A 17,647-nucleotide genomic window follows, 5' to 3' on the forward strand; every position below is an offset into this window, starting at 1 on the left:
CGGCGCGAAGCGAGGGCCTTGTGCTCAGGGGCGACGGGTTCATGGCGCCGTCATGGGCCCATCCCACCCTACCCACCGGTTAACGTGACATCGTCCTCAGCGCGCATAGATTGTCAGGCGTCGCTTCCACTTCTGACCGGGACCAAGCTCTTTCTTTCGGGGCCATTTCCGCCTCGCTAAACGCGATTTTTGATGGGTCCCAATCTCTTCAACGACCCCCGACCTGTTTTCGAGCGTTGGCGCTATATCGCTTGTCATCTCTGCGGTCGTGGGTTTTGGCGCAATTGGTTTGCTGCGATCAGGTTTTTGACGGGCTGCTTCTGTGGCGCCGCCCTTCGCGGCACGTGTTCGTGCCGGTCCCTTGTCCGCCACGGTTTCATCTGAATGACTGATATCTTGACGAAGACAAGGAAGCACACGGCCAGTCACTATCTCCGACGCAATCTCAGGTTTCGCCGGGGTATCACTGCTGAGGCTCGTCTGAAATATCGCATTCGCCGCATCAAAAGCCGCCTTTGACGAGCTACTTTGAGGAAAATATTTCGTGCTGTCGATATTTACCGAGGCCTTTTCTGGAGACCCGGAAACGCCTTCGATCATCTCCCTCGAGATGATGAACCGAGACGAGCGGCTTTTGTATTCGCGAATGAATGAACGAACAGGCTTGCGCATCAAAACTGATCCATTCCGACTGAGAAGGCAGCGAATCGTCTCGTGCCATTTCCATAATCCTTTTTCAACCTTTGAATATGGCTAATGGAAGATCCACGATTCGGACTAATAGAGCTGGCCCCGGAAATTCGGACAGTAGCTTGAGTGGATTTTCTGCCTGACAGCGGCAAGGATTCTTGCTGCGAATCAGGAGCATTCGATGACGAAACGGAGCCGCCGGACGCATTCTCCGGCCTTAAAGGCAAAAGTGGCTTTGGCCGCGATCAAGGGCGAGAAGACGCTGGCCGAGCTGGCGCAGCAATTCGACGTCCACCCGAACCAGATCACGACGTGGAAAAGTCAGTTGCTTGAAGGCGCGGCCGGCGTTTTCGGGCAGGAGAAGACGGAGCCAAAGGAAGCCGCCGTTGACTTGAAGGGGCTTCACGCGAAGATCGGCGAACTGACGCTGGAGAACGATTTTTTGTCCGGCGCGCTCACAAAAGCGGGATTGCTGAGCGCAAAAAGATGATCGACCGCGATCATGATCTTCCAATCGCCCGGCAGGCGAAGGCGCTGGGGGTTGCCCGCAGCTCCGTCTACTACAAGCCGCGGCCGGTTTCGGCCGAGGATCTGAAGCTGATGCGCCGCATTGACGAGTTGCATCTCGAACATCCCTTTGCGGGCGCGCGGATGCTGCGCGATCTGCTGCGGCGCGAGGGCGTCGCCGTGGGCCGCCGGCATGTCACGACGCTGATGAAGCGGATGGGGATCGAGGCGATCTATCGGCGGCCGAACACGAGCAAGCCCGCGCCGGGACACAAGGTTTATCCGTATCTGCTGCGCGGGGTGAAGATCGAACGACCAAACCAGGTCTGGGCGACGGACATCAGCTACATCCCGATGCGGCGCGGCTTCGTCTATCTCGTGGCGGTCGTCGACGTCTTCACGCGGCGCGTTCTTTCGCATCGCGTGTCGATCACGATGGAAGCGGAGATCTGCGTCGACGCCTTGAAAGAGGCGCTGGCGAAACACGACAAGCCGGAGATTTTCAACACGGATCAGGGCAGCCAGTTCACCAGTCTCGACTTCACCGGGGTGCTTATCGATGCGAAGGTCTCGATCAGCATGGACGGGAAAGGCGCTTGGCGAGACAATGTCTTTGTCGAGCGGCTGTGGCGCAGTGTGAAATACGAGGAGGTCTATTTGCGCGCCTACGACAGCGTGTCCGAGGCCCGTGCCTCGATCGGCCGGTATCTGGCCTTTTACAACGAGCGGCGCCCGCATTCGAGCCTTGACGGGCGCACGCCCGACGAGGCCTACTTCGGCCAACAGAAAACGGCGATGGCCGCATGACCGTCGCCGTCGATTTTGTCGCAGCTCTGGTCGGGCTACGCCCTCCCGCCGCCGCGACAAAATCGAGACGCCCCGCGTTCAGCAAACCCCGGCAGAGATCCACTCAAAATCCGCGGGGGGCTGTCCAGACAACCGAGGCCAGCTCTAATTTCGTTCGCTTGGCGTGCCGCTCATCCCAAATTGGCACGGTCGCTGATTCAAGTCACTTATCAGTTCGGTCAGAATGTCAGCCGCTGGCGCGGCATAAGGATGCGTGGCTAGGTCTTTTCATCACCGTCCGCATTCCGTTTTCGGCGACACGACGGCTCTTTTAGCGATTGCGGTCATATCCACCTCCGAGCTGAAGCTCGTTGGGCATGACGCTACCCGCTTACCAGGTTTCTCATCTGCTCCACGCTCGAAGCGCCAATGGGGGATTCGGTTCGCCGGGAGTCCAACACCCATCTCTCGCTTACCTTCCATGAGCGATATAGTAGCGCAAAAACGCGAGCCCTTCCTCCGATGCGAATCGACCTCGACCGGCCGCGCCAACGGCGGGCGCAGACTCTTCGATCCACCGGGACCATCTCGCAGAGCTCTACGCGGCCGAGTCCGGTTCCTCCTGGCGTCCACGCTCGGGATCGCAGGTTAATCACCGCGCCCTGACGGGGGCGATGATCGACAGCCGGGATTTCTTAACGCCAAAAAGCTCGCCGAGACGCAGGTGCTTTTGCCACCTGGCCCTCGCGTCGCGTTCGCCGGCGGTGCGGACTGCAAGGATCATCAACGGATTTGGGATGCGTTCGATAAGGCACGCGCGAAGCACCCGGGCATGGTTCTAATCTACGGAGCCGGGCCGAAGGGCGCGGAGCGGATCGCAGCCTGTTGGGCGGACAACCGTAAAATTCCTCAGCTCGCCTTCAAACCGGAGTGGACGCGACACAAGAACGCCGCGTGCAGGCAAGACAACACACATTTTGGCCGTCACCCCGCGCGTGGTGAAGTTTCATCTGGATAATTGCCGGAAGAAACTCGGCGCATTAACGCTGCCGCACGCCGTTGCCCTCGCCCTTCGTCGGGAATTGCTCACATAGCACCATCAAGACTCGGAAGCGCGCCATGCCGTGCAGGAGTCGGTCGAGCGACAATAACGGAGGTGTGACCGATGCGTATGCCAAATCCGCGCCCCCAAGACATCACGGAAAATTGCGTCCCTTCCTGAAAAACACCTCAGTCATCACAGATGCCCCGATCTTGTCGCAAAGCGGAATGAAGCTGTCGTAGTGTAATGCTCTGATTCGGTTGAAACAATGTTCAACAAAGCTGGTCGTTAGGGTGGAATCAAATTGAGGCTGGAACGGGTGACAGTGCAAAGGTGAATCTAAAAAGGGCGGCGCCATGGGGAATAAAAAGGGCGAAGCGAGCAAGGCGCCCACTGATAGGGTGTCCGCAGTGCGATCGGCGTTGCGCTCGGCGCCGCCGAGGAAAAGCACACGCTCCCGCAGTCCTCTGAAAGCCGCAGTCGTCCAATTGCTCCCGGATCTGCTCGCTTTCCGCGCAAAGGGATATACCAGCACGGAACTCGCCGATATCATGCGCGAAAATGGCTTCACCATCGCCGCCGCCACGTTAGTCAAGTACATCAAAGAGGCTCGCGCTCTGACAACCCGTCGCCGCAAGAAGAACAAAACGGTCGTTGCAACGGAAACAAAGGCGATCACCGTCAAATCTGGTTCGAGGACTACCGATGCGACGGCAAAGATGGTGACGTCGCCTTCGCTATTGTCGACGAAGCCTCTGGCACAAAATCGAAGGTCTGCGAAGGACGTTCTCGGGCATCGATTCGATTACGATGTCTAACGAGGGGGAATTAGCGTCCCCGCTAATTCCCGCGATCATCCCTGACGGGAAAGGACTCTCGGACATGGCGACAACTGCTGCCGAACTCAAAGCCCGCCCTCGGGCTGCCGCCTTACCTCCCGCGTTCAAGCGCGTGGCTCTCGTCGCCAATGAGAAGGGAGGTGTGGGCAAATCAGTGTTCACGCGGACGCTGGTCGATTATCTTCGTACCAGAGGAAAGCGAGTCGCGGCTTATGATGCCGATGGCAGTGTAGGCGCAACGGCGCGGGTCCTCGGCACCAGGGACGCCAATGGCGCAATCGAGCGCGTCCAAAATCCGGTGGAAGGGATCGGTTACTACAACGGTCGGGCCGATGACGAACGCAACATACTCCTCGACTCCATCGAGTCAGGCGAAAAGCTCTACGTTCATGATCTCGCGGGCGGCCTCCTGGCTGACCTCACACGGATCGTCGATGGCGGCGAAGGGCTCGACGGCCTTCTCGATGCCTTCGAAGCGCACAGCTACAAATTGACGGTTTTCCATGTTATTTCCCCTGACGTGGGCGCGGCGCAATCCGTCGCACGTTGGCTCAGCCTGATCGGCGACAGGGCCGACCATGTTGCCGTCATCAATCTCAAACACGGAAGGCCGCCGAGCGACTTCCCCTTCTGGTACGGCTTCACCGATGCCAAAGGCTTGGCAAAAGGTGGCAAGACTCGCGAAAAGCTGCTGGCTTCCGGCGGCGTCGAAATAGAATTCCCTTCTCTGCCCGCTGGAACATTTGCAAAATTGGACGCTGAGAATGTCCCGTTCACGCGAGCCGATAAGGCGGGACTTCTGACGATCACCGAGCGGGCGCATGTCGCAAAATTCCTTCGCGACTTTGCCGCGGCGCTGGCGCCTGCGCTTCCATTCCTCGGGCTTTGAGCGCCTCGTTTCCACAGAGCAGGACGGCTCGCATATCTCTTGCAGGAAAGGCGAGATGTTTCGCGCTGCATGGCGTCGTGCGCGACGGCTCGAGGATGCAACCAACTTCCCCCCGACCACGAAGGAGCAAGCATTATGAACCCGACCGGCACCTATCTCGCGATATTCCTTGGCGGCAAAGAGAGTGCCAAAATGGGCGCTTGGATGGCCTTGCCCGAGGCCGACCGACACAAGCGGGAACAGGAAGGCATCGCTGCCTGGCATGCCTGGGCGGAAAAACACAAGGCCGACATCGTCACGATGGGCGGCCCGCTCGGCAAGACGAAGAAGGTTTCCCTGACCGGCATCGAGGACATTAGCAACGCGCTCGGCGCGTTCACGGTCGTGCGCGCCGCGTCTCCCGAAGAAGCGGCCCAAATGTTCGAAAATCACCCACACTTCGCGATCTTTCCCGGCGACAGCGTGGAGGTCATGCCGCTACTCTCGATTCCCGGCGCTTAGCAGTCTCATCAAGACCACAACCGGCGCGTCGATCAAGCCGAGGCCGCATGGGGTGCATTTTCACAGTGTAGAGGCGTTGCGAACAAAACGCGAATTGTGGTTCACTCAGCCCCCTGCCCTCCCCCGCGATTCGCGAGCGCCGCCCGTGGCCTACCTCGAAAAACTCAACCCAGAACAGCGGCAGGCCGTCGAACACGGCGTCTGGGAAAAGAGGTGTGCGCCGGGCGGGCCGCTCCTCGTCATCGCAGGGGCCGGGTCAGGCAAGACCAACACGCTCGCCCATCGCGTCGCGCATCTGATCGTCAACGGCGCCGATCCGCGTCGCATCCTGCTGATGACCTTCTCCCGCCGGGCGGCGGCCGAGATGACGCGGCGCGTCGAGCGCATCTGCGCAGAGGCGTTGGGAGCCAGCGCCGGGATCCTGACCAACGGACTCGCCTGGGCGGGGACGTTTCACGGGGTCGGCGCTCGCCTGTTGCGCGAGTACGCCGGCGGGATCGGGCTTAACGCCGATTTCACAATCCACGATCGGGAGGATGCCGCCGATCTCATGAACCTTGTCCGGCACGAGCTGGGCTTCTCGAAGACGGAGAGCCGCTTCCCAACCAAGGGAACTTGCCTTGCCATCTATTCCCGCGCCGTCAACGAGGAGTTGCCGCTCGACGACGTTCTCGAAAGTTTCTTTCCTTGGTGCGCCGGCTGGAGAGCTCAGCTGCGCGAGTTGTTCGCAGCCTATGTCGAGGCCAAGCAGACGCAGAACGTTCTCGATTACGACGATTTACTGCTCTATTGGGCGCAGACCCTGGGCGAGCCCGCGCTCGCGGAGGACATTGGCGGAAGGTTCGATCACGTCCTTGTCGACGAATATCAGGACACGAACCGCCTCCAGTCCTCGATCCTGCTGGCGATGAAGCCCGGCGGGCGCGGCCTCACCGTCGTGGGCGACGACGCTCAGTCGATCTATTCCTTCCGCGCCGCGACCGTGCGCAACATCCTCGATTTTCCCAACGCCTTCACCCCTCCCGCCGACATCGTCACGCTCGACCGTAACTATCGCTCGACGCAACCGATCCTCGCCGCCGCGAACTGTGTGATCGAACTCGCGAGCGAGCGTTTCACCAAGAACCTCTGGACGGAACGCCAATCAGTGGAAAAGCCTCGGCTCATCACCGTGCCCGACGAGGCCGACCAGGCCCGCTACGTCGTCGAGCGCGTCTTGGAGGACCGGGAGATCGGCGCGCGCCTGAAACAACAGGCAGTGCTGTTCCGCGCCTCTCATCATAGCGGTCCGCTCGAACTGGAGCTGACCCGCCGCAACATCCCCTTCGTCAAGTTCGGCGGGCTAAAATTCCTCGACAGCGCCCACGTCAAGGACATGCTCGCCCTGCTGCGGTTTGCGCAGAATCCGCGCGACCGCGTCGCCGGCTTTCGCCTCATGCAGCTTCTGCCGGGCGTCGGTCCGGCGTCGGCGCAACGCGTCCTCGACCTGATGGCGGAGCAGCCTGACCCCTTGTCCTCTCTCTCGGATATCCCCGCGCCGCCGCGCTCGGGCGATGCTTGGACTGGGTTTGTCGAAACCCTCCAGCATTTGCGCACGGGCAAGGCCGGCTGGCCGGCGGAAATCGCAGGCGCGCGCCGCTGGTACGAACCGCATCTCGAGCGCATTCACGAAGATGCGGCGACGCGCCTGGCCGACCTCCTGCAACTCGAACAGATGGCGGCAGGTTACCCGTCGCGCGAGCGCTTCCTCACCGAATTGACGCTCGACCCGCCGGACGCCACCAGCGACCAGGCCGGCGCGCCGCTTCTCGACGAGGATTATCTGATCCTGTCCACCATCCATTCGGCTAAGGGACAGGAATGGAAATCGGTTTTCGTCCTCAACGCCGTCGACGGCTGCATCCCCTCGGACCTCGGCGCCGGATCGACGGCCGAAATCGAAGAGGAGCGGCGGCTGCTCTATGTCGCCATGACGCGGGCGAAGGACAGTCTGCATCTCATCACACCACAGCGCTTTTTCACCCATGGACAGCACCCGCAAGGCGATCGCCACGTCTACGCGTCGCGAACTCGCTTCATCCCAAAAGCTTTGCTGGGCCATTTCGAATGCGTGACGTGGCCACGGGCTTCGGCCGCTTCGGGAGAGCGGCAGGGCGCCAGACAGATGCGCGTCGATGTCGGCGCCAGAATGCGCGCCATGTGGCGATAAGGGGAAGGCCCCATGTGCAACCTGTACTCAATGACCAAGGGGCAACAAGCGATCCGCGAGATGGCCCGCGCGATGCACGATGGGACCGGCAATCTGCCGTCCTTCCCCGCGGTCTTTCCCGATTGCGCCGCGCCGATTGTCCGAAACGGTCCTGAGGGACGCGAATTGACGCTGGCGCGCTGGGGGATGCCTTCACCTGTCTTCGCGTTGAAGGGGAGGAAGTGCGATTCCGGCGTCACCAACGTCCGCAACGTCAAGTCTCCGCATTGGCGGCGTTGGCTCGGGCTCGAGAACCGCTGCATCGTGCCCTTCACCAGCTTCTCAGAAAACGAGGCGCTCCCCGACGGCACGCATCCGACGGTCTGGTTCGCCCTCGACGAGACGCGGCCACTCGCGTTCTTCGCCGGAATTTGGACTCGGTGGACCTCCGTGCGCAAAGTGAAGGAGGGCGAGACGACCAACGACCTCTTCGCGTTTCNGACGACGGAAGCCAACAAGGTCGTCGGCGCGATTCATCCGAAGGCGATGCCTGTGATCCTGACGACGCGGGAGGAAATTGAGTACTGGATGACCGCGCCCGCTGAGGAGGCGCTCCGGCTGCAGCGGCCGCTCGCCGATGACGCTCTCATCATCGTAGCGAGGGGCGGAAAGCAAGACGAGGGAGGCCTCGCAGCCTGACGATCAAGTGCGTCGAACAACCTTCCTTACGAGACGGAAACCTGAAGGCGTCTGGAGCGTTCGTGTGGGCTGCGAGCTTTCGGTTCTACGAGTCACGCCTTCGCATCGCGTTTGCTCCCATTCCCCATTTGTTGAGGATAAATGTAGTATATTGTTGCATGGGGACGCTGGTTTTGCCCCATACTTAAAAGAGTAAGAGTTCTGAGGGGTCGCTTATGACGAACGACGCCGCTGCTCAACTCGCAATCCTCACCGAGGCGCTGACGGAGATTGTAGACTTGACGAGTACTCGACCGAGTCCGGTCGCTCGGTCGGTTGATCTTCTCGATCGAATGGGCGAAATCGCCGCGGGAGCGCTTACAGCCGCCGCAACCTACGGGCAGCTGCCGCCCTTCCCGACGGAGATCGGTCTTCGTGGAGAGACGCTAAATTAGCGTCGCAGATCGCGGAAGCGAGTTTCTGGCTTTCCTGGATGCGCGCGCTGATCGGCGGGCCCTTTCGTTTAGTAGGGGGCGGCGCTGTGAGCGCGCGCGCAAGCCCGGCCGCCGAGGGCTTGAAGTAAAACCAAGCTCCAGGCTCACTATCTCTCAGCGGCCGGCCGATCCCTTGGTGGCTGTTAATCAACTCCGACAATCACCTCGGAAGACTTGATGATAGCCTTGGCCTTGCCGCCGACGCGCGCCGAGTTCGTCCACCGACTCGTTAGTGATCGACGCGGTGATTGTGATGCCTTTCACGTCAATGAGTTCTTGGAAGCTACGAGAACTTCTCCTGGGGTGTCCTTTGGCTGGTCGACTCTGCAGCGCTCGGCCTGACAAGGAATTAGCCGCGAGAGCGGCTCATGGGTGCGCGCAAGAACGACCTCGTCGCCGATAACTTGGCGCTTTTTAGGCGTTCTGAGAATTCTTGTTGCGCATTCATGGTTAGCCGGTGTCAACGAGCGCCGATACAATAGCCCTTGGGGGACTCTCTGCAAGGGGTCGCCGCCCGGCGGTATGGTGACGCGCAGCGCTGACGCATCCTCGCCGATTGCGCATCAGGTCAGCGCAGTTGCCAGAGCCGATTTCGTAACTGTCAGATAGATGATCCATTCGCTGCAGTGCTGGATTGTGAGTGATCAACAGACGATCGAAAGTCTCTCCGAGGCCGAATAAACCGGTGCGCTTGATAGGACCGCGATGGTAAGCCCCGATGACCGGTCTCGACTTCGCCGACGCACGAGTGTGCCAGCTATTCGACCGCGCGACAAGGCGGTAATAACCCTGCTCGACGTCACGATGGCCGAACGCGTCCGACGTCTGCTCGACACAGGCTTCCCAGATCCAAATCTGATAAGCTGCGCGGGCGCACGCGGGCTTCGTCGAAGACGCAGGCGCCGTCGCTTGGACACCCAAGGATCAGCTAGCGGGTCGCCGGGCGCCCGCCTATTCTTACCGCGCAGCGCCAGATGAGATCAGGATGTTTGACAGATTGCGAGGGCCTCGGCTTCACTTTGAGCGAGCGAGACTTCATCGAAGCCCAAATCCATGGTCTTGAAGCGTCGCCAAATCGCATGCGGCCCCAGCCTGCAATTGATTCAGAAAGGGGCGGAATTGACTGTCTGCGTCGGAGTTTTTCCGAATTCGTTTGGCCCAAATCGGCTCAGCTCGCGGACACCCGCTGAGGAACACGATGACTCCATCCGACCACACCGCCGCCCGGCACCCTGGGATTCAGGGCAAGGCGCTCGCGATCCTCTATCTCATTGCCGCCGCGGCGCCGCTTCTCGCCGCCTGGGCGGCCGGCATCGAGCCGGAGAGCCGCTGGTCCGAACTCGGCGCCGGAGTCGCCATGATCTCGGGCGCCATGTTTTTTCTCCAATTCTGGAGTTCGGGCCGTTCGAAGACGCTTTCCGGACGCGTCGGCATAGATCGGACAATGGGCTTCCATCGAGTTGCCGCCGTCGCGGCGCTGCTGTTCGCAATCGTGCATCCGCTCCTGCCACTGGTGCCCAGATTCATCGAGCAGCCGCAAGGCGCCTTGTTTCTGCTCAGTGAGATGCTGGTTCGTCCCCGCCTGCTGTCCGGCGTCTTGTCGCTTGCAGGGCTCGTCGTTCTCGTAGGTTTCGCGCTACTGCGGACGGGCCGCGGCGTGCGCTACGAATTCTGGCGCACGACGCATGGGCCGCTCGCCATCGTTGTCGCGGGACTCATCCTCCACCACGCGCTGACGAACGGAGATTACAGCAGCGCGCCTTTGCCCGAGGCGGTCTGGCTGCTGCTCGGCGGCGGGGCGCTGCTGACGCTTTTTTCCGCCTATGTCGTGCGGCCCTGGCGCATGTGGCGACAGGAATGGGTCGTCGAGTCGGTCGAACCGACGGCGGACCATGTCTGGCAAATCATCCTGCGCACGCCGCAGCGGCGGGCCTTTCGGTTTCGCTCCGGTCAATTTTTGTGGCTGACCATCGCGCCAAATAGCCCGCCCTTCCACGACCACCCCTTTTCAATCGCCTCGTCGCCGCAGATGCTGCCGAAACTGCGTCTGATCATCCGCGAAGCGGGCGATTGCACCAACGCTTTTGGCGCGATCGAACCCGGCCGCCGCGTGGCCATCGACGGGCCGCATGGCGGATTCATTCTGCCATCCGGCGGCGTGCATGTCGTCATGATCGCTGGTGGCGTCGGCGTCGCGCCCCTCGTCGGCATGCTTGAGGAGGCCGCCGACAACGGCGACGCGCGCGCCTTCCGGCTGCTCTACGCCGGCCGCACACCCAACGCGCTTGCAGGGCTGCAACTCATCGAGAACTTGTCCCAGCGGCTTAATCTGCGCGTCGTGAAAGTGGTGGATGCCTCGGCCGCGCCGCCGGCCTTTGAACAGGGCCCGATCAGTCGCCGTCACATTGAGGATATCCTCTCCGGCGTTCCGCCGAAAGAGACCTTTTTCCTGGTCTGTGGGCCGGCGGCGATGATGGAGATCGCGACCGATGCCCTGCTCGGCGTCGGCGTCCCCGCCGAGCGTATTTTATACGAACGTTTCGATTATGGGGCCGGACGCGGTGCGTTGGACAAAAGGCGGCGTAACCAAGCTCTGGAAATTATTGCGGCAGTACTCGCCGTCGCCGTGATCTTTGCCTTGCGCTAATCAAGGGCTCGGCAGGCCGGCCAGATAGTCCACGAGCTTTGAGCGGATTTCCGGGTCGAGTTTTTGATGCTTCTCCAGAAATCGGCCGAGCTTTGCGGCCTTCTCCTCCGCCGTGGCGCCTTCCAGCTTTCGCGCAAGCCTGCCGGCGCTGGCATGGCACTTGGCGCAGTGCTTCTCATAGGGCTCCAGCGCGGCGGCCTGCCCCATCAAAATCAGATTCGCTCCGATAATCGTGAAGAACTTGACCATTGTTTCCAGTCCGCTTTTTGTGACGCCTTCCAGCGCCAGTCATCGTTCATGCTCCAATGATAGACGGTGAGATTTCGACGTGACAACATTGGCCATCGGACGAGCATGCCGCTCGAAGCGGCTCGATCGCGGCAAGGGCATCTGGCCGTCAGCGAAAGAAACGCCTTTGAACCCGACAGCGCAGATGGCCTATGGGATTTCTCTCAGACTGATGCTTCAGCTGCGGATTTGTGTCCAGCCTTTTGGCGCGGCCACATAGCGGCGGGGCGCGCGGCGCAGACTCATCGAAACTCTCCGACGACCGCTTCAAGCCATGAGCCGCGCAGCGTGTTTATGGCTTCAGTTGAAGGCAAGCTGCGCCTGCGTCACAACGCGGTCGAACCATGCCGTGGGCTCGTAGCAGTAGCCGTTCGTCGCCACCGGCGCTTCCCGGCAAAGCTGCGACTGATCGGTCCAGTCGAAGCCCGAGGAGGCCATGCAGGACACGATATATTTGCCGATGATGCCGGATCTGCCACGCCGCGCGTCGGGATAGGCGCTTTCGCCGTCCAGCTCGCAACGCGAGGTCTGCGCCATCTGCCCTTTCAGAAAAGCCGTGTTGCTGCTTCCCGTGAAATGCACGCCAATGCCTGCGACGAACATGAAGGCGGCGAGCGCGAGGACACTGCCTTGCGCGATGCGCGAACGGTTGTCCATCAGGACAAGATTGCCGCGCATAAACCCGACGCCGCCAACGATAACCATCACGAATCCCAGCACAAACAGGACGATCATCACAAAAGCAGTCAATTCAGGAGTCATTCTCTATCTCCGCGCGTGAGTGAACGGGCCGAGTCCGCAAATCATTGGCGATAACCCGCGCTTTCACGTCCCTCTCGGATCTGGACATCGACCTCAAGGTTGCGATGATCATCCCACCGGCGCTTGGCGAGATATGTGACTTTGTCCTGAGAATGACATTTGTGGAGATAATTGGGTCTGCCTCACTTTTCGTGCTGCGGAAACGCCGATAGCGGTATCATACGCGCTCGCAGCAGTTCGGCGCTTGCGCGACCATACATGGTGCGCTTGAGCGTTTTTAATCGATTGATCTGTCCCTCGGTTTGACCATTGCTCCAAGGCTCCGCCACTGCATTGCGGACCGCGTGAATGTCGCCGCGCAACTTACAAGCGAAGCGTTGCATGGCGTAAATTCCCGATCGCTGAGCGTCGTCAAGCCATTCGTCGAGTCGCTTTACATCTTTGCTATGAAGGACGCCTCGAAATCGCATCGCGAGCGCGCGCATAGCGACAAAATCTGGTGAGGCGTTCTTCAGAGCTGCGACTTTGACTGCTTGCCGCGCCGTCAGCATCCCGCGCGGCTTTATGCAAAGCGCTGCGCCACCGATCGGCGAAATGGCCCAACCCGTCGCGGGATCGACGGCGCGAAGTGGAGGAACCGTCGTTGTCACAGGTGAATCTGTCGGCGTGGGAGCGGTGATTGGGGCGAGCGCTGTGCGCTCCGCACTTCGCCATTTTCCTAAAAGGCGCTCCATATTGGAGCGGCTGCCCCGATAGCCACGTTGCCGAATTTCCTCGAAGAGTTGTCTACCACCTCTGCATCCGTTCGCCCAACGGTCCGCGAGATAATCCCGGAAATAGCGGGGAGATGTTGGCGTCGGCGCGCGCTCGCGGCGATCCGGGATTTCGTTCGCGTGCACCCACTTCCTGACGGTGCGCCAATTAACGCCCATCTCCAGGGCAATGCCGCGAATGTTCCTTCCCTCAGCCTTCAAAATCTGAACCTTTTCAAACATCGCCTGTCGCGAACGTTGGTGCGCAAGTCGCTTGAGATAGCGGTCTTCAGCGATCACTTGACGCCCCGGCGTGCTGCAAGAAATCAAGCCAGCGTCTTCGCCCTCGGCTCTGGGCAAGGAGGGGCGCGCCAGGCCCTTGTCGGAGCGGCTCAACTGGTGCTCAATCCGCTCTCGCAAATTCTGCAGTAGATGAAACCGATCAGCCACCTGGCGCGCTTGTGGCGCCCCGTGGCTTATTTCCTGCGCATAAAGTCCGCAGCGGTCCCGGCTGACGACCTCTACATTTGGATGGCGGCTCAGCCAATCCGCCGTTTCATCCGCCGAGCGTCCGGGCAGGACGTCGACAACCTCACGTCGTTCTAGATCCACCATCACAGTTCCATAACTCTCTCCCTTCCGCCAGCTCCAATCGTCGATGCCCAACACACGAGCGTCGCCGGCGCCGCGGGTCGCGCCTTTCTTCAAGTGCCGGAGGAGGGTGTCGTCGCTTGCTGGCATGCCGAGACGGTTTATCAGCCGCTCGCTCGGCTTACCTCCGGCGCCATGCGCAAATAGCTGAAGGAGCCGGCTAACGCGCAATGTCCGACGCGCATGTCGGACGGCGACGCCGGGAAGCTGATCGGAAAATGTCTTTCGCGCGCACGATCCGTTCGAACAACGCCAACGCGTCATCAGGATTCTCAATGCGACGATCGCGCCTTGCGCCGGCAGGTCCTGTAGACAGCGCGAATATCGACTGTGCCGCCGTCGTGATCGCGCGCCGCACGCCGGACAAGAGCCGATCTCCCGTGCGGCGGCTGAAATCACCCAGCGATCGCCCTCGCGTTCCACGGCCATAATTCTAACGCCTGACCCAATCGTCCACGTTGATTTTGCTTGCATACGGCTCAATAGCGGCCACAAAGCCACCAACCGGTAAAAAGCACGAAAAGTGAGGCAGACCCAATTAGATACACGTTATCAAATTAAACGCACGACTAAGCCATTGAAATTTATGAAGCCGGATTCTTGCATTTAAATACAGCGTGACAGCCTCGGTGACGCGCTTGACGCAATTTCCGCAGGTCATTCCCTGCACGTCGAATATCGTCGACGTGTCCATCTCCCGCGCGGCCCGAAGAACTTCGGCTTCAGGCAAACCACTTGCGAGCGGCTCGATCGTCGCCGGATTGAAGCGGCGCAAACGCAAGGCGCCAAATAAACGCCTCGACTGTCTGTTTTTTCAGTCCTGGAAGCACGCCATCAATAGAAGCGTCAGAGCCTTCCAATCCAGCGCAGTCTTGAAAAGCGTGGCGGCGCCAGCTTAATCTCACGCGAGGAATGGAGGACGTCGGCAAGCTTAAGGGGCTTGGCTTGCTAGGGGTAATGACACTCGGGATGCACGATCAGCAACATCATCTAATGATTGCGCGAGGCGAGCACCCGCATCATTAAAAGCCCGGAGAATGGCGGCCTATGCAACAACCGCAATTGCGGTAGCAGCGATTGCGCTAAGGATGACCACCAACCAAGGCGGCATTCGCCAAAACACCAGCAGAAGGAAGGCAAGCACCGCCAGCCCGAACACAGCCGGAGCGAAAATCGCGCTCATCCAGACCGGCTTATAAAGCGCTCCAAGCAGAATGCCGTGACCGTTGCATTGACGCCCTTATCTGCTCAACCGCGCCCTCGGCGTCGAGTGGTGCGTCGCTGGGCCTTCGGCGTTGATCGGCGCGAGCAACTTCTTCGAGCTGGCCGTCGCGACGGCAATCCCGCTGTTTGGCTTCCAGTCTGGTGCGGCCCTGGCGACGTTCGTCGGCGTCCTCGTCGAGGTGCCGGTCATGCTCTCCGTCGTCCATATCGTCCGCCGCTCGCGCGGGTGGTATGAACACAAAGCGGCTTAACCCAGCTCGGACGGAGCAATCGCATGTCAAAAAATCCGCTTCGCCACCACACGCCTGACGACGATCCCGAAGCAGGCATTCCCGGCACGGGGGAGGATGTCTGCCCCGAATGCCACGGGACCGGCAAACAGGTCGATAGGATCACGGGCCAACCCACGGAAGAGCCCTGCGAACGCTGCGAGGGAACCGGGCGGATCATCGAGGGAATTGGCTAGAGGGTGTTATGTACTTTGGTGATTGATTGTCTTAGTAGAATCGGATGTCTCCGATTCGCAAACCTTATCCGTCTGACGTCAGCGACGAAGAATGGTCGCTGGTTGCGCCTTATCTGACGCTCATGGACGAAGGCGCGCCGCAGCGTCAACATTCGCTGCGCGAGCTGTTCAACGGCCTGCGTTACGTGCTGCGCTACGGCATCGCCTGGCGCGCCATGCCCAACGATCTGCCGCCATGGTTCGCCGTGTATCAGCAATCGCAGCGCTGGCTGTCGGCGGGCGTGTTCGAGGCGCTTGCGCAGGATCTGCGCGCCCAGTTGCGCGTCGCTTCCGGGCGGGCGGCGGAGCCGACGGCGGCGATCATCGACAGCCGCACCTTGCGCTCGACCCCTGAGAGCGGCCCACGAGCGGGCTATGACGGCGCGAAGCGAAAGCGCGGCTCGAAGCTGCACATGGCAGTCGACACATTGGGCCATTTGCTGGCGTTGCATGTCACGCCGGCGAATGTCGATGACCGCGCCGAGGTCGGCAAGCTCATCGCAGCCGTGCAGGATGTGACAGGCGAAAGCGTCGAACTCGTTTATGTCGATCAGGGCTACACCGGCGAAAAGGCGTCCGAGGCCGCAAAGGCGCAGGGCGCCGAGCTTTGCGTCGTCAAACTCGCCGAGGCCAAAAAAGGCTTCGTGTTGCTGCCCAAGCGCTGGGTGGTCGAGCGTTCATTCGCCTGGGCGACGCGATGCAGGCGGCTCGTCAAAGACTACGAGCGCTATGCTCAGACCCTCGCAGGACTCCACGTCGTCGCCTTCGCATGTCTCATGCTCAAGCGCGCAGCAGATTTCATGATCCAAGGTGCATAACACCCTCTAGGCCCCATGGGTGAACTGGAAGAGGCGAAAGCCAAGGCCGCCGCCACAACGCGGCGGCGGATTATTTTGACCACCCGGTCAGCTCCTTCTGGCATCGGTTCGGACGGCAAAACGTCGAGAGCCTCGGCCTGCGTAAAGGTGAGACAGTACTCGATGTTTGCTGCGGCAGCGGCGGATCGGCCTTGCCCGCCGCCGGAGCCGTTGGGCCGCAGGGAAAGGTTGTCGCGGTTGATTTGGCTGAACGCCTCGTTCGACTCGGCGAAGCGAAAGCGCGCGCTCAGGGCCTCGGCAATATCGAATTCAGGGTCGAGGACATGCTGGCGCTCAGCTATCGTGACGCCGCCATCGATGTCGTTGTTTGCGTCTTCGGCATTGTCTTTCTAGCCTCCGCGCAAGAAGCGCCGGCTCAGCCCGAGGAAACGCTGGTGAGGATCACATACGTCGCTGTCTGGGTTTCAACTCTTCACGAAAAAAGGGGCGGCGGCTTCGATCGGCCATGCGGTCGCCGGGAGGCCGAGCCTTAACGGCGCGCGTCCACGTTCTTCGGCAACTCGACTCCGCAACGGCCCGCTTGGCATGCCGGACAAACGCCACGCCAGCCGTAGTAGTAAATGCCAAGCCCTGCGAAGAGCGTCGCCCACCCAAGCGGCGTTTCGCCGATGTAGAAATTGGCGAACAGTATCACCGCGAAACCTGCGGTCAGAAAGGCGTAGCGTTTCACTTTCTCAGACATGGCCATATTCTCCTGTTGAACCGCCCCGGGTTTGCCGGAGGCCGTTTCGTTTGAGTCACGCCGCCATGGCGTGCTCCTCGATTTGCGCATAGTAGCGCGCTTCTGCCTCGGCCGGCGGAATGTTTCCGATCGGCTCCAGCAATCTCTTGTTGTAGCCCGTGCGCGCGGTCGGTGATCCAGACGCCGACGGCGTGGATGAAGTCGCCGGCGGAGATCGAGGCGACATGCCCCACGACCGGGACCAAATCTCGCTTGCCCCGGGCCTTCACCTTCAGGACCGGGAAGCCGTTGTCCTCGTTGTGGAAGGTCGCCCGCTCGACGGACCCGACGAGGGTTTCCTTAGGCGGGGTCGAGTTGGCTGAAGGCTGCAAACGGAGATTCCGAGGAGGAGCGGCGGTGCCGCTATTATACCAGGCCGCCGTTCTTCCTCATCAGACCTCGACGATCTTCCCGACGTCGAACCCCGTGTTCTCCGAGACGCATAAAACTGTAGCCAATAGACCGGTTTTGACCCTGGCAGTGTAAAAACGCCAAGCCCAAACTAAATTCAATGGAAAATGGTTGCTCTTAGGCTCATTTTTTTCGATTTTCCCACCTCTGATCGCCCCGAAGCCTCGAAAATTCACCGCCCTTTTTCATTGGCG

The 17,647-nt window shown here is 60.6% G+C and carries 16 protein-coding genes and 3 pseudogenes; 13 read left to right on the top strand and 6 right to left on the bottom strand.

All coding sequences use genetic code 11. The annotated features are described in order from the left end of the window. Window positions 1–96: 96 nt before the first annotated feature. Window positions 97–672, bottom strand: a complete 576-nt coding sequence (locus MET49242_RS24610) for a hypothetical protein (protein WP_144259401.1) — start codon at window positions 670–672, stop codon at window positions 97–99. 199 nt (window positions 673–871) lie between these two features. On the opposite strand from MET49242_RS24610, the gene MET49242_RS00955 reads away from it, so the two are divergent. From MET49242_RS00955 to MET49242_RS00990, 9 genes and pseudogenes are all read left to right on the top strand, one after another. After that, window positions 872–2,004, top strand: a protein-coding gene (locus tag MET49242_RS00955; protein ID WP_144259392.1) for an IS3 family transposase whose coding sequence is annotated in 2 segments (ribosomal slippage) — window positions 872–1,127 and window positions 1,127–2,004 — 1,134 coding nt in all. Because the reading frame shifts where the segments join, the coding sequence is not laid out codon by codon here. Window positions 2,005–2,561: 557 nt separating this feature from the next. Continuing rightward, window positions 2,562–2,938, top strand: a pseudogene (locus tag MET49242_RS23715) (DUF2493 domain-containing protein); the annotation flags it as partial. 443 nt (window positions 2,939–3,381) lie between these two features. Next, the gene (locus MET49242_RS00960) at window positions 3,382–3,843 is read left to right on the top strand and encodes a hypothetical protein (RefSeq protein WP_144259402.1); all 462 of its coding nucleotides are present in this window, start codon (window positions 3,382–3,384) and stop codon (window positions 3,841–3,843) included. A gap of 64 nt (window positions 3,844–3,907) precedes the next feature. Next, window positions 3,908–4,753, top strand: a complete 846-nt coding sequence (locus MET49242_RS00965) for a division plane positioning ATPase MipZ (RefSeq protein WP_084678805.1) — start codon at window positions 3,908–3,910, stop codon at window positions 4,751–4,753. A 135-nt stretch (window positions 4,754–4,888) separates the two neighbouring features. After that, the gene (locus MET49242_RS00970; RefSeq protein WP_036279613.1) at window positions 4,889–5,254 is read left to right on the top strand and encodes a hypothetical protein; all 366 of its coding nucleotides are present in this window, start codon (window positions 4,889–4,891) and stop codon (window positions 5,252–5,254) included. Window positions 5,255–5,399: 145 nt separating this feature from the next. Continuing rightward, the gene (locus MET49242_RS00975) at window positions 5,400–7,463 is read left to right on the top strand and encodes an ATP-dependent helicase (RefSeq protein WP_036279616.1); all 2,064 of its coding nucleotides are present in this window, start codon (window positions 5,400–5,402) and stop codon (window positions 7,461–7,463) included. 12 nt (window positions 7,464–7,475) lie between these two features. Beyond that, window positions 7,476–8,141: an SOS response-associated peptidase gene (locus MET49242_RS00980; RefSeq protein WP_036279619.1), complete on the top strand. Its 666-nt coding sequence runs from the start codon at window positions 7,476–7,478 to the stop codon at window positions 8,139–8,141. Window positions 8,142–8,356: 215 nt separating this feature from the next. Beyond that, window positions 8,357–8,575: a hypothetical protein gene (locus tag MET49242_RS00985; protein ID WP_036279623.1), complete on the top strand. Its 219-nt coding sequence runs from the start codon at window positions 8,357–8,359 to the stop codon at window positions 8,573–8,575. A gap of 1,237 nt (window positions 8,576–9,812) precedes the next feature. Beyond that, window positions 9,813–11,261 (top strand): ferric reductase-like transmembrane domain-containing protein, encoded by a 1,449-nt coding sequence (locus MET49242_RS00990; RefSeq protein ID WP_036279626.1) that lies wholly within the window; start codon window positions 9,813–9,815, stop codon window positions 11,259–11,261. On the opposite strand, the gene MET49242_RS00995 is transcribed toward MET49242_RS00990, so the two are convergent. The 3 genes from MET49242_RS00995 to MET49242_RS23730 form a co-directional block, all read right to left on the bottom strand. Continuing rightward, a complete protein-coding gene (locus MET49242_RS00995) occupies window positions 11,262–11,510 on the bottom strand; it encodes a hypothetical protein (RefSeq protein WP_036279629.1) in 249 nt (82 codons plus the stop codon). It abuts the gene before it with no gap. Window positions 11,511–11,849: 339 nt separating this feature from the next. Further along, window positions 11,850–12,311, bottom strand: a complete 462-nt coding sequence (locus MET49242_RS01000; protein WP_144259403.1) for a hypothetical protein — start codon at window positions 12,309–12,311, stop codon at window positions 11,850–11,852. A 182-nt stretch (window positions 12,312–12,493) separates the two neighbouring features. Next, the gene (locus MET49242_RS23730; protein ID WP_084678815.1) at window positions 12,494–14,113 is read right to left on the bottom strand and encodes an ISL3 family transposase; all 1,620 of its coding nucleotides are present in this window, start codon (window positions 14,111–14,113) and stop codon (window positions 12,494–12,496) included. Between the two features lie 842 nt (window positions 14,114–14,955). Here MET49242_RS23730 and MET49242_RS01010 point away from each other — a divergent pair. The 4 genes and pseudogenes from MET49242_RS01010 to MET49242_RS23070 form a co-directional block, all read left to right on the top strand. Further along, window positions 14,956–15,189 (top strand): annotated as a pseudogene (locus MET49242_RS01010) (arsenic resistance protein); the annotation flags it as partial. A gap of 23 nt (window positions 15,190–15,212) precedes the next feature. Next, the gene (locus tag MET49242_RS23735; protein ID WP_084678806.1) at window positions 15,213–15,404 is read left to right on the top strand and encodes a hypothetical protein; all 192 of its coding nucleotides are present in this window, start codon (window positions 15,213–15,215) and stop codon (window positions 15,402–15,404) included. 44 nt (window positions 15,405–15,448) lie between these two features. Beyond that, window positions 15,449–16,261: an IS5 family transposase gene (locus MET49242_RS01015; protein WP_036279258.1), complete on the top strand. Its 813-nt coding sequence runs from the start codon at window positions 15,449–15,451 to the stop codon at window positions 16,259–16,261. Window positions 16,262–16,371: 110 nt separating this feature from the next. After that, window positions 16,372–16,794: pseudogene (locus tag MET49242_RS23070) on the top strand (class I SAM-dependent methyltransferase); the annotation flags it as partial. Here MET49242_RS23070 and MET49242_RS01025 read toward each other — a convergent pair. Both MET49242_RS01025 and MET49242_RS25380 read right to left on the bottom strand, forming a co-directional pair. After that, window positions 16,791–17,003, bottom strand: a complete 213-nt coding sequence (locus MET49242_RS01025) for a DUF2892 domain-containing protein (protein ID WP_051133906.1) — start codon at window positions 17,001–17,003, stop codon at window positions 16,791–16,793. The pseudogene MET49242_RS23070 and the gene MET49242_RS01025 sit on opposite strands and share 4 nt — an antisense overlap. Window positions 17,004–17,058: 55 nt before the next feature. Then, window positions 17,059–17,229 (bottom strand): hypothetical protein, encoded by a 171-nt coding sequence (locus MET49242_RS25380; protein ID WP_158497226.1) that lies wholly within the window; start codon window positions 17,227–17,229, stop codon window positions 17,059–17,061. Between the last annotated feature and the right edge of the window lie 418 nt (window positions 17,230–17,647).

Source organism: Methylocystis sp. ATCC 49242, assembly GCF_000188155.2.
Taxonomy (GTDB): Bacteria; Pseudomonadota; Alphaproteobacteria; order Rhizobiales; family Beijerinckiaceae; genus Methylocystis.

Coding starts and splice junctions, on each gene's coding strand:
- MET49242_RS00985 (WP_036279623.1), top strand. CDS start 8,357: ATGACGAACGACGCCGCTGCTCAACTCGCAATCCTCACCGAGGCGCTG.
- MET49242_RS00970 (WP_036279613.1), top strand. CDS start 4,889: ATGAACCCGACCGGCACCTATCTCGCGATATTCCTTGGCGGCAAAGAG.
- MET49242_RS25380 (WP_158497226.1), bottom strand. CDS start 17,229: ATGTCGCCTCGATCTCCGCCGGCGACTTCATCCACGCCGTCGGCGTCT.
- MET49242_RS00990 (WP_036279626.1), top strand. CDS start 9,813: ATGACTCCATCCGACCACACCGCCGCCCGGCACCCTGGGATTCAGGGC.
- MET49242_RS00995 (WP_036279629.1), bottom strand. CDS start 11,510: ATGGTCAAGTTCTTCACGATTATCGGAGCGAATCTGATTTTGATGGGG.
- MET49242_RS24610 (WP_144259401.1), bottom strand. CDS start 672: ATGCGCAAGCCTGTTCGTTCATTCATTCGCGAATACAAAAGCCGCTCG.
- MET49242_RS01025 (WP_051133906.1), bottom strand. CDS start 17,003: ATGTCTGAGAAAGTGAAACGCTACGCCTTTCTGACCGCAGGTTTCGCG.
- MET49242_RS01015 (WP_036279258.1), top strand. CDS start 15,449: ATGTCTCCGATTCGCAAACCTTATCCGTCTGACGTCAGCGACGAAGAA.
- MET49242_RS01000 (WP_144259403.1), bottom strand. CDS start 12,311: ATGACTCCTGAATTGACTGCTTTTGTGATGATCGTCCTGTTTGTGCTG.
- MET49242_RS00965 (WP_084678805.1), top strand. CDS start 3,908: ATGGCGACAACTGCTGCCGAACTCAAAGCCCGCCCTCGGGCTGCCGCC.
- MET49242_RS23735 (WP_084678806.1), top strand. CDS start 15,213: ATGTCAAAAAATCCGCTTCGCCACCACACGCCTGACGACGATCCCGAA.
- MET49242_RS00960 (WP_144259402.1), top strand. CDS start 3,382: ATGGGGAATAAAAAGGGCGAAGCGAGCAAGGCGCCCACTGATAGGGTG.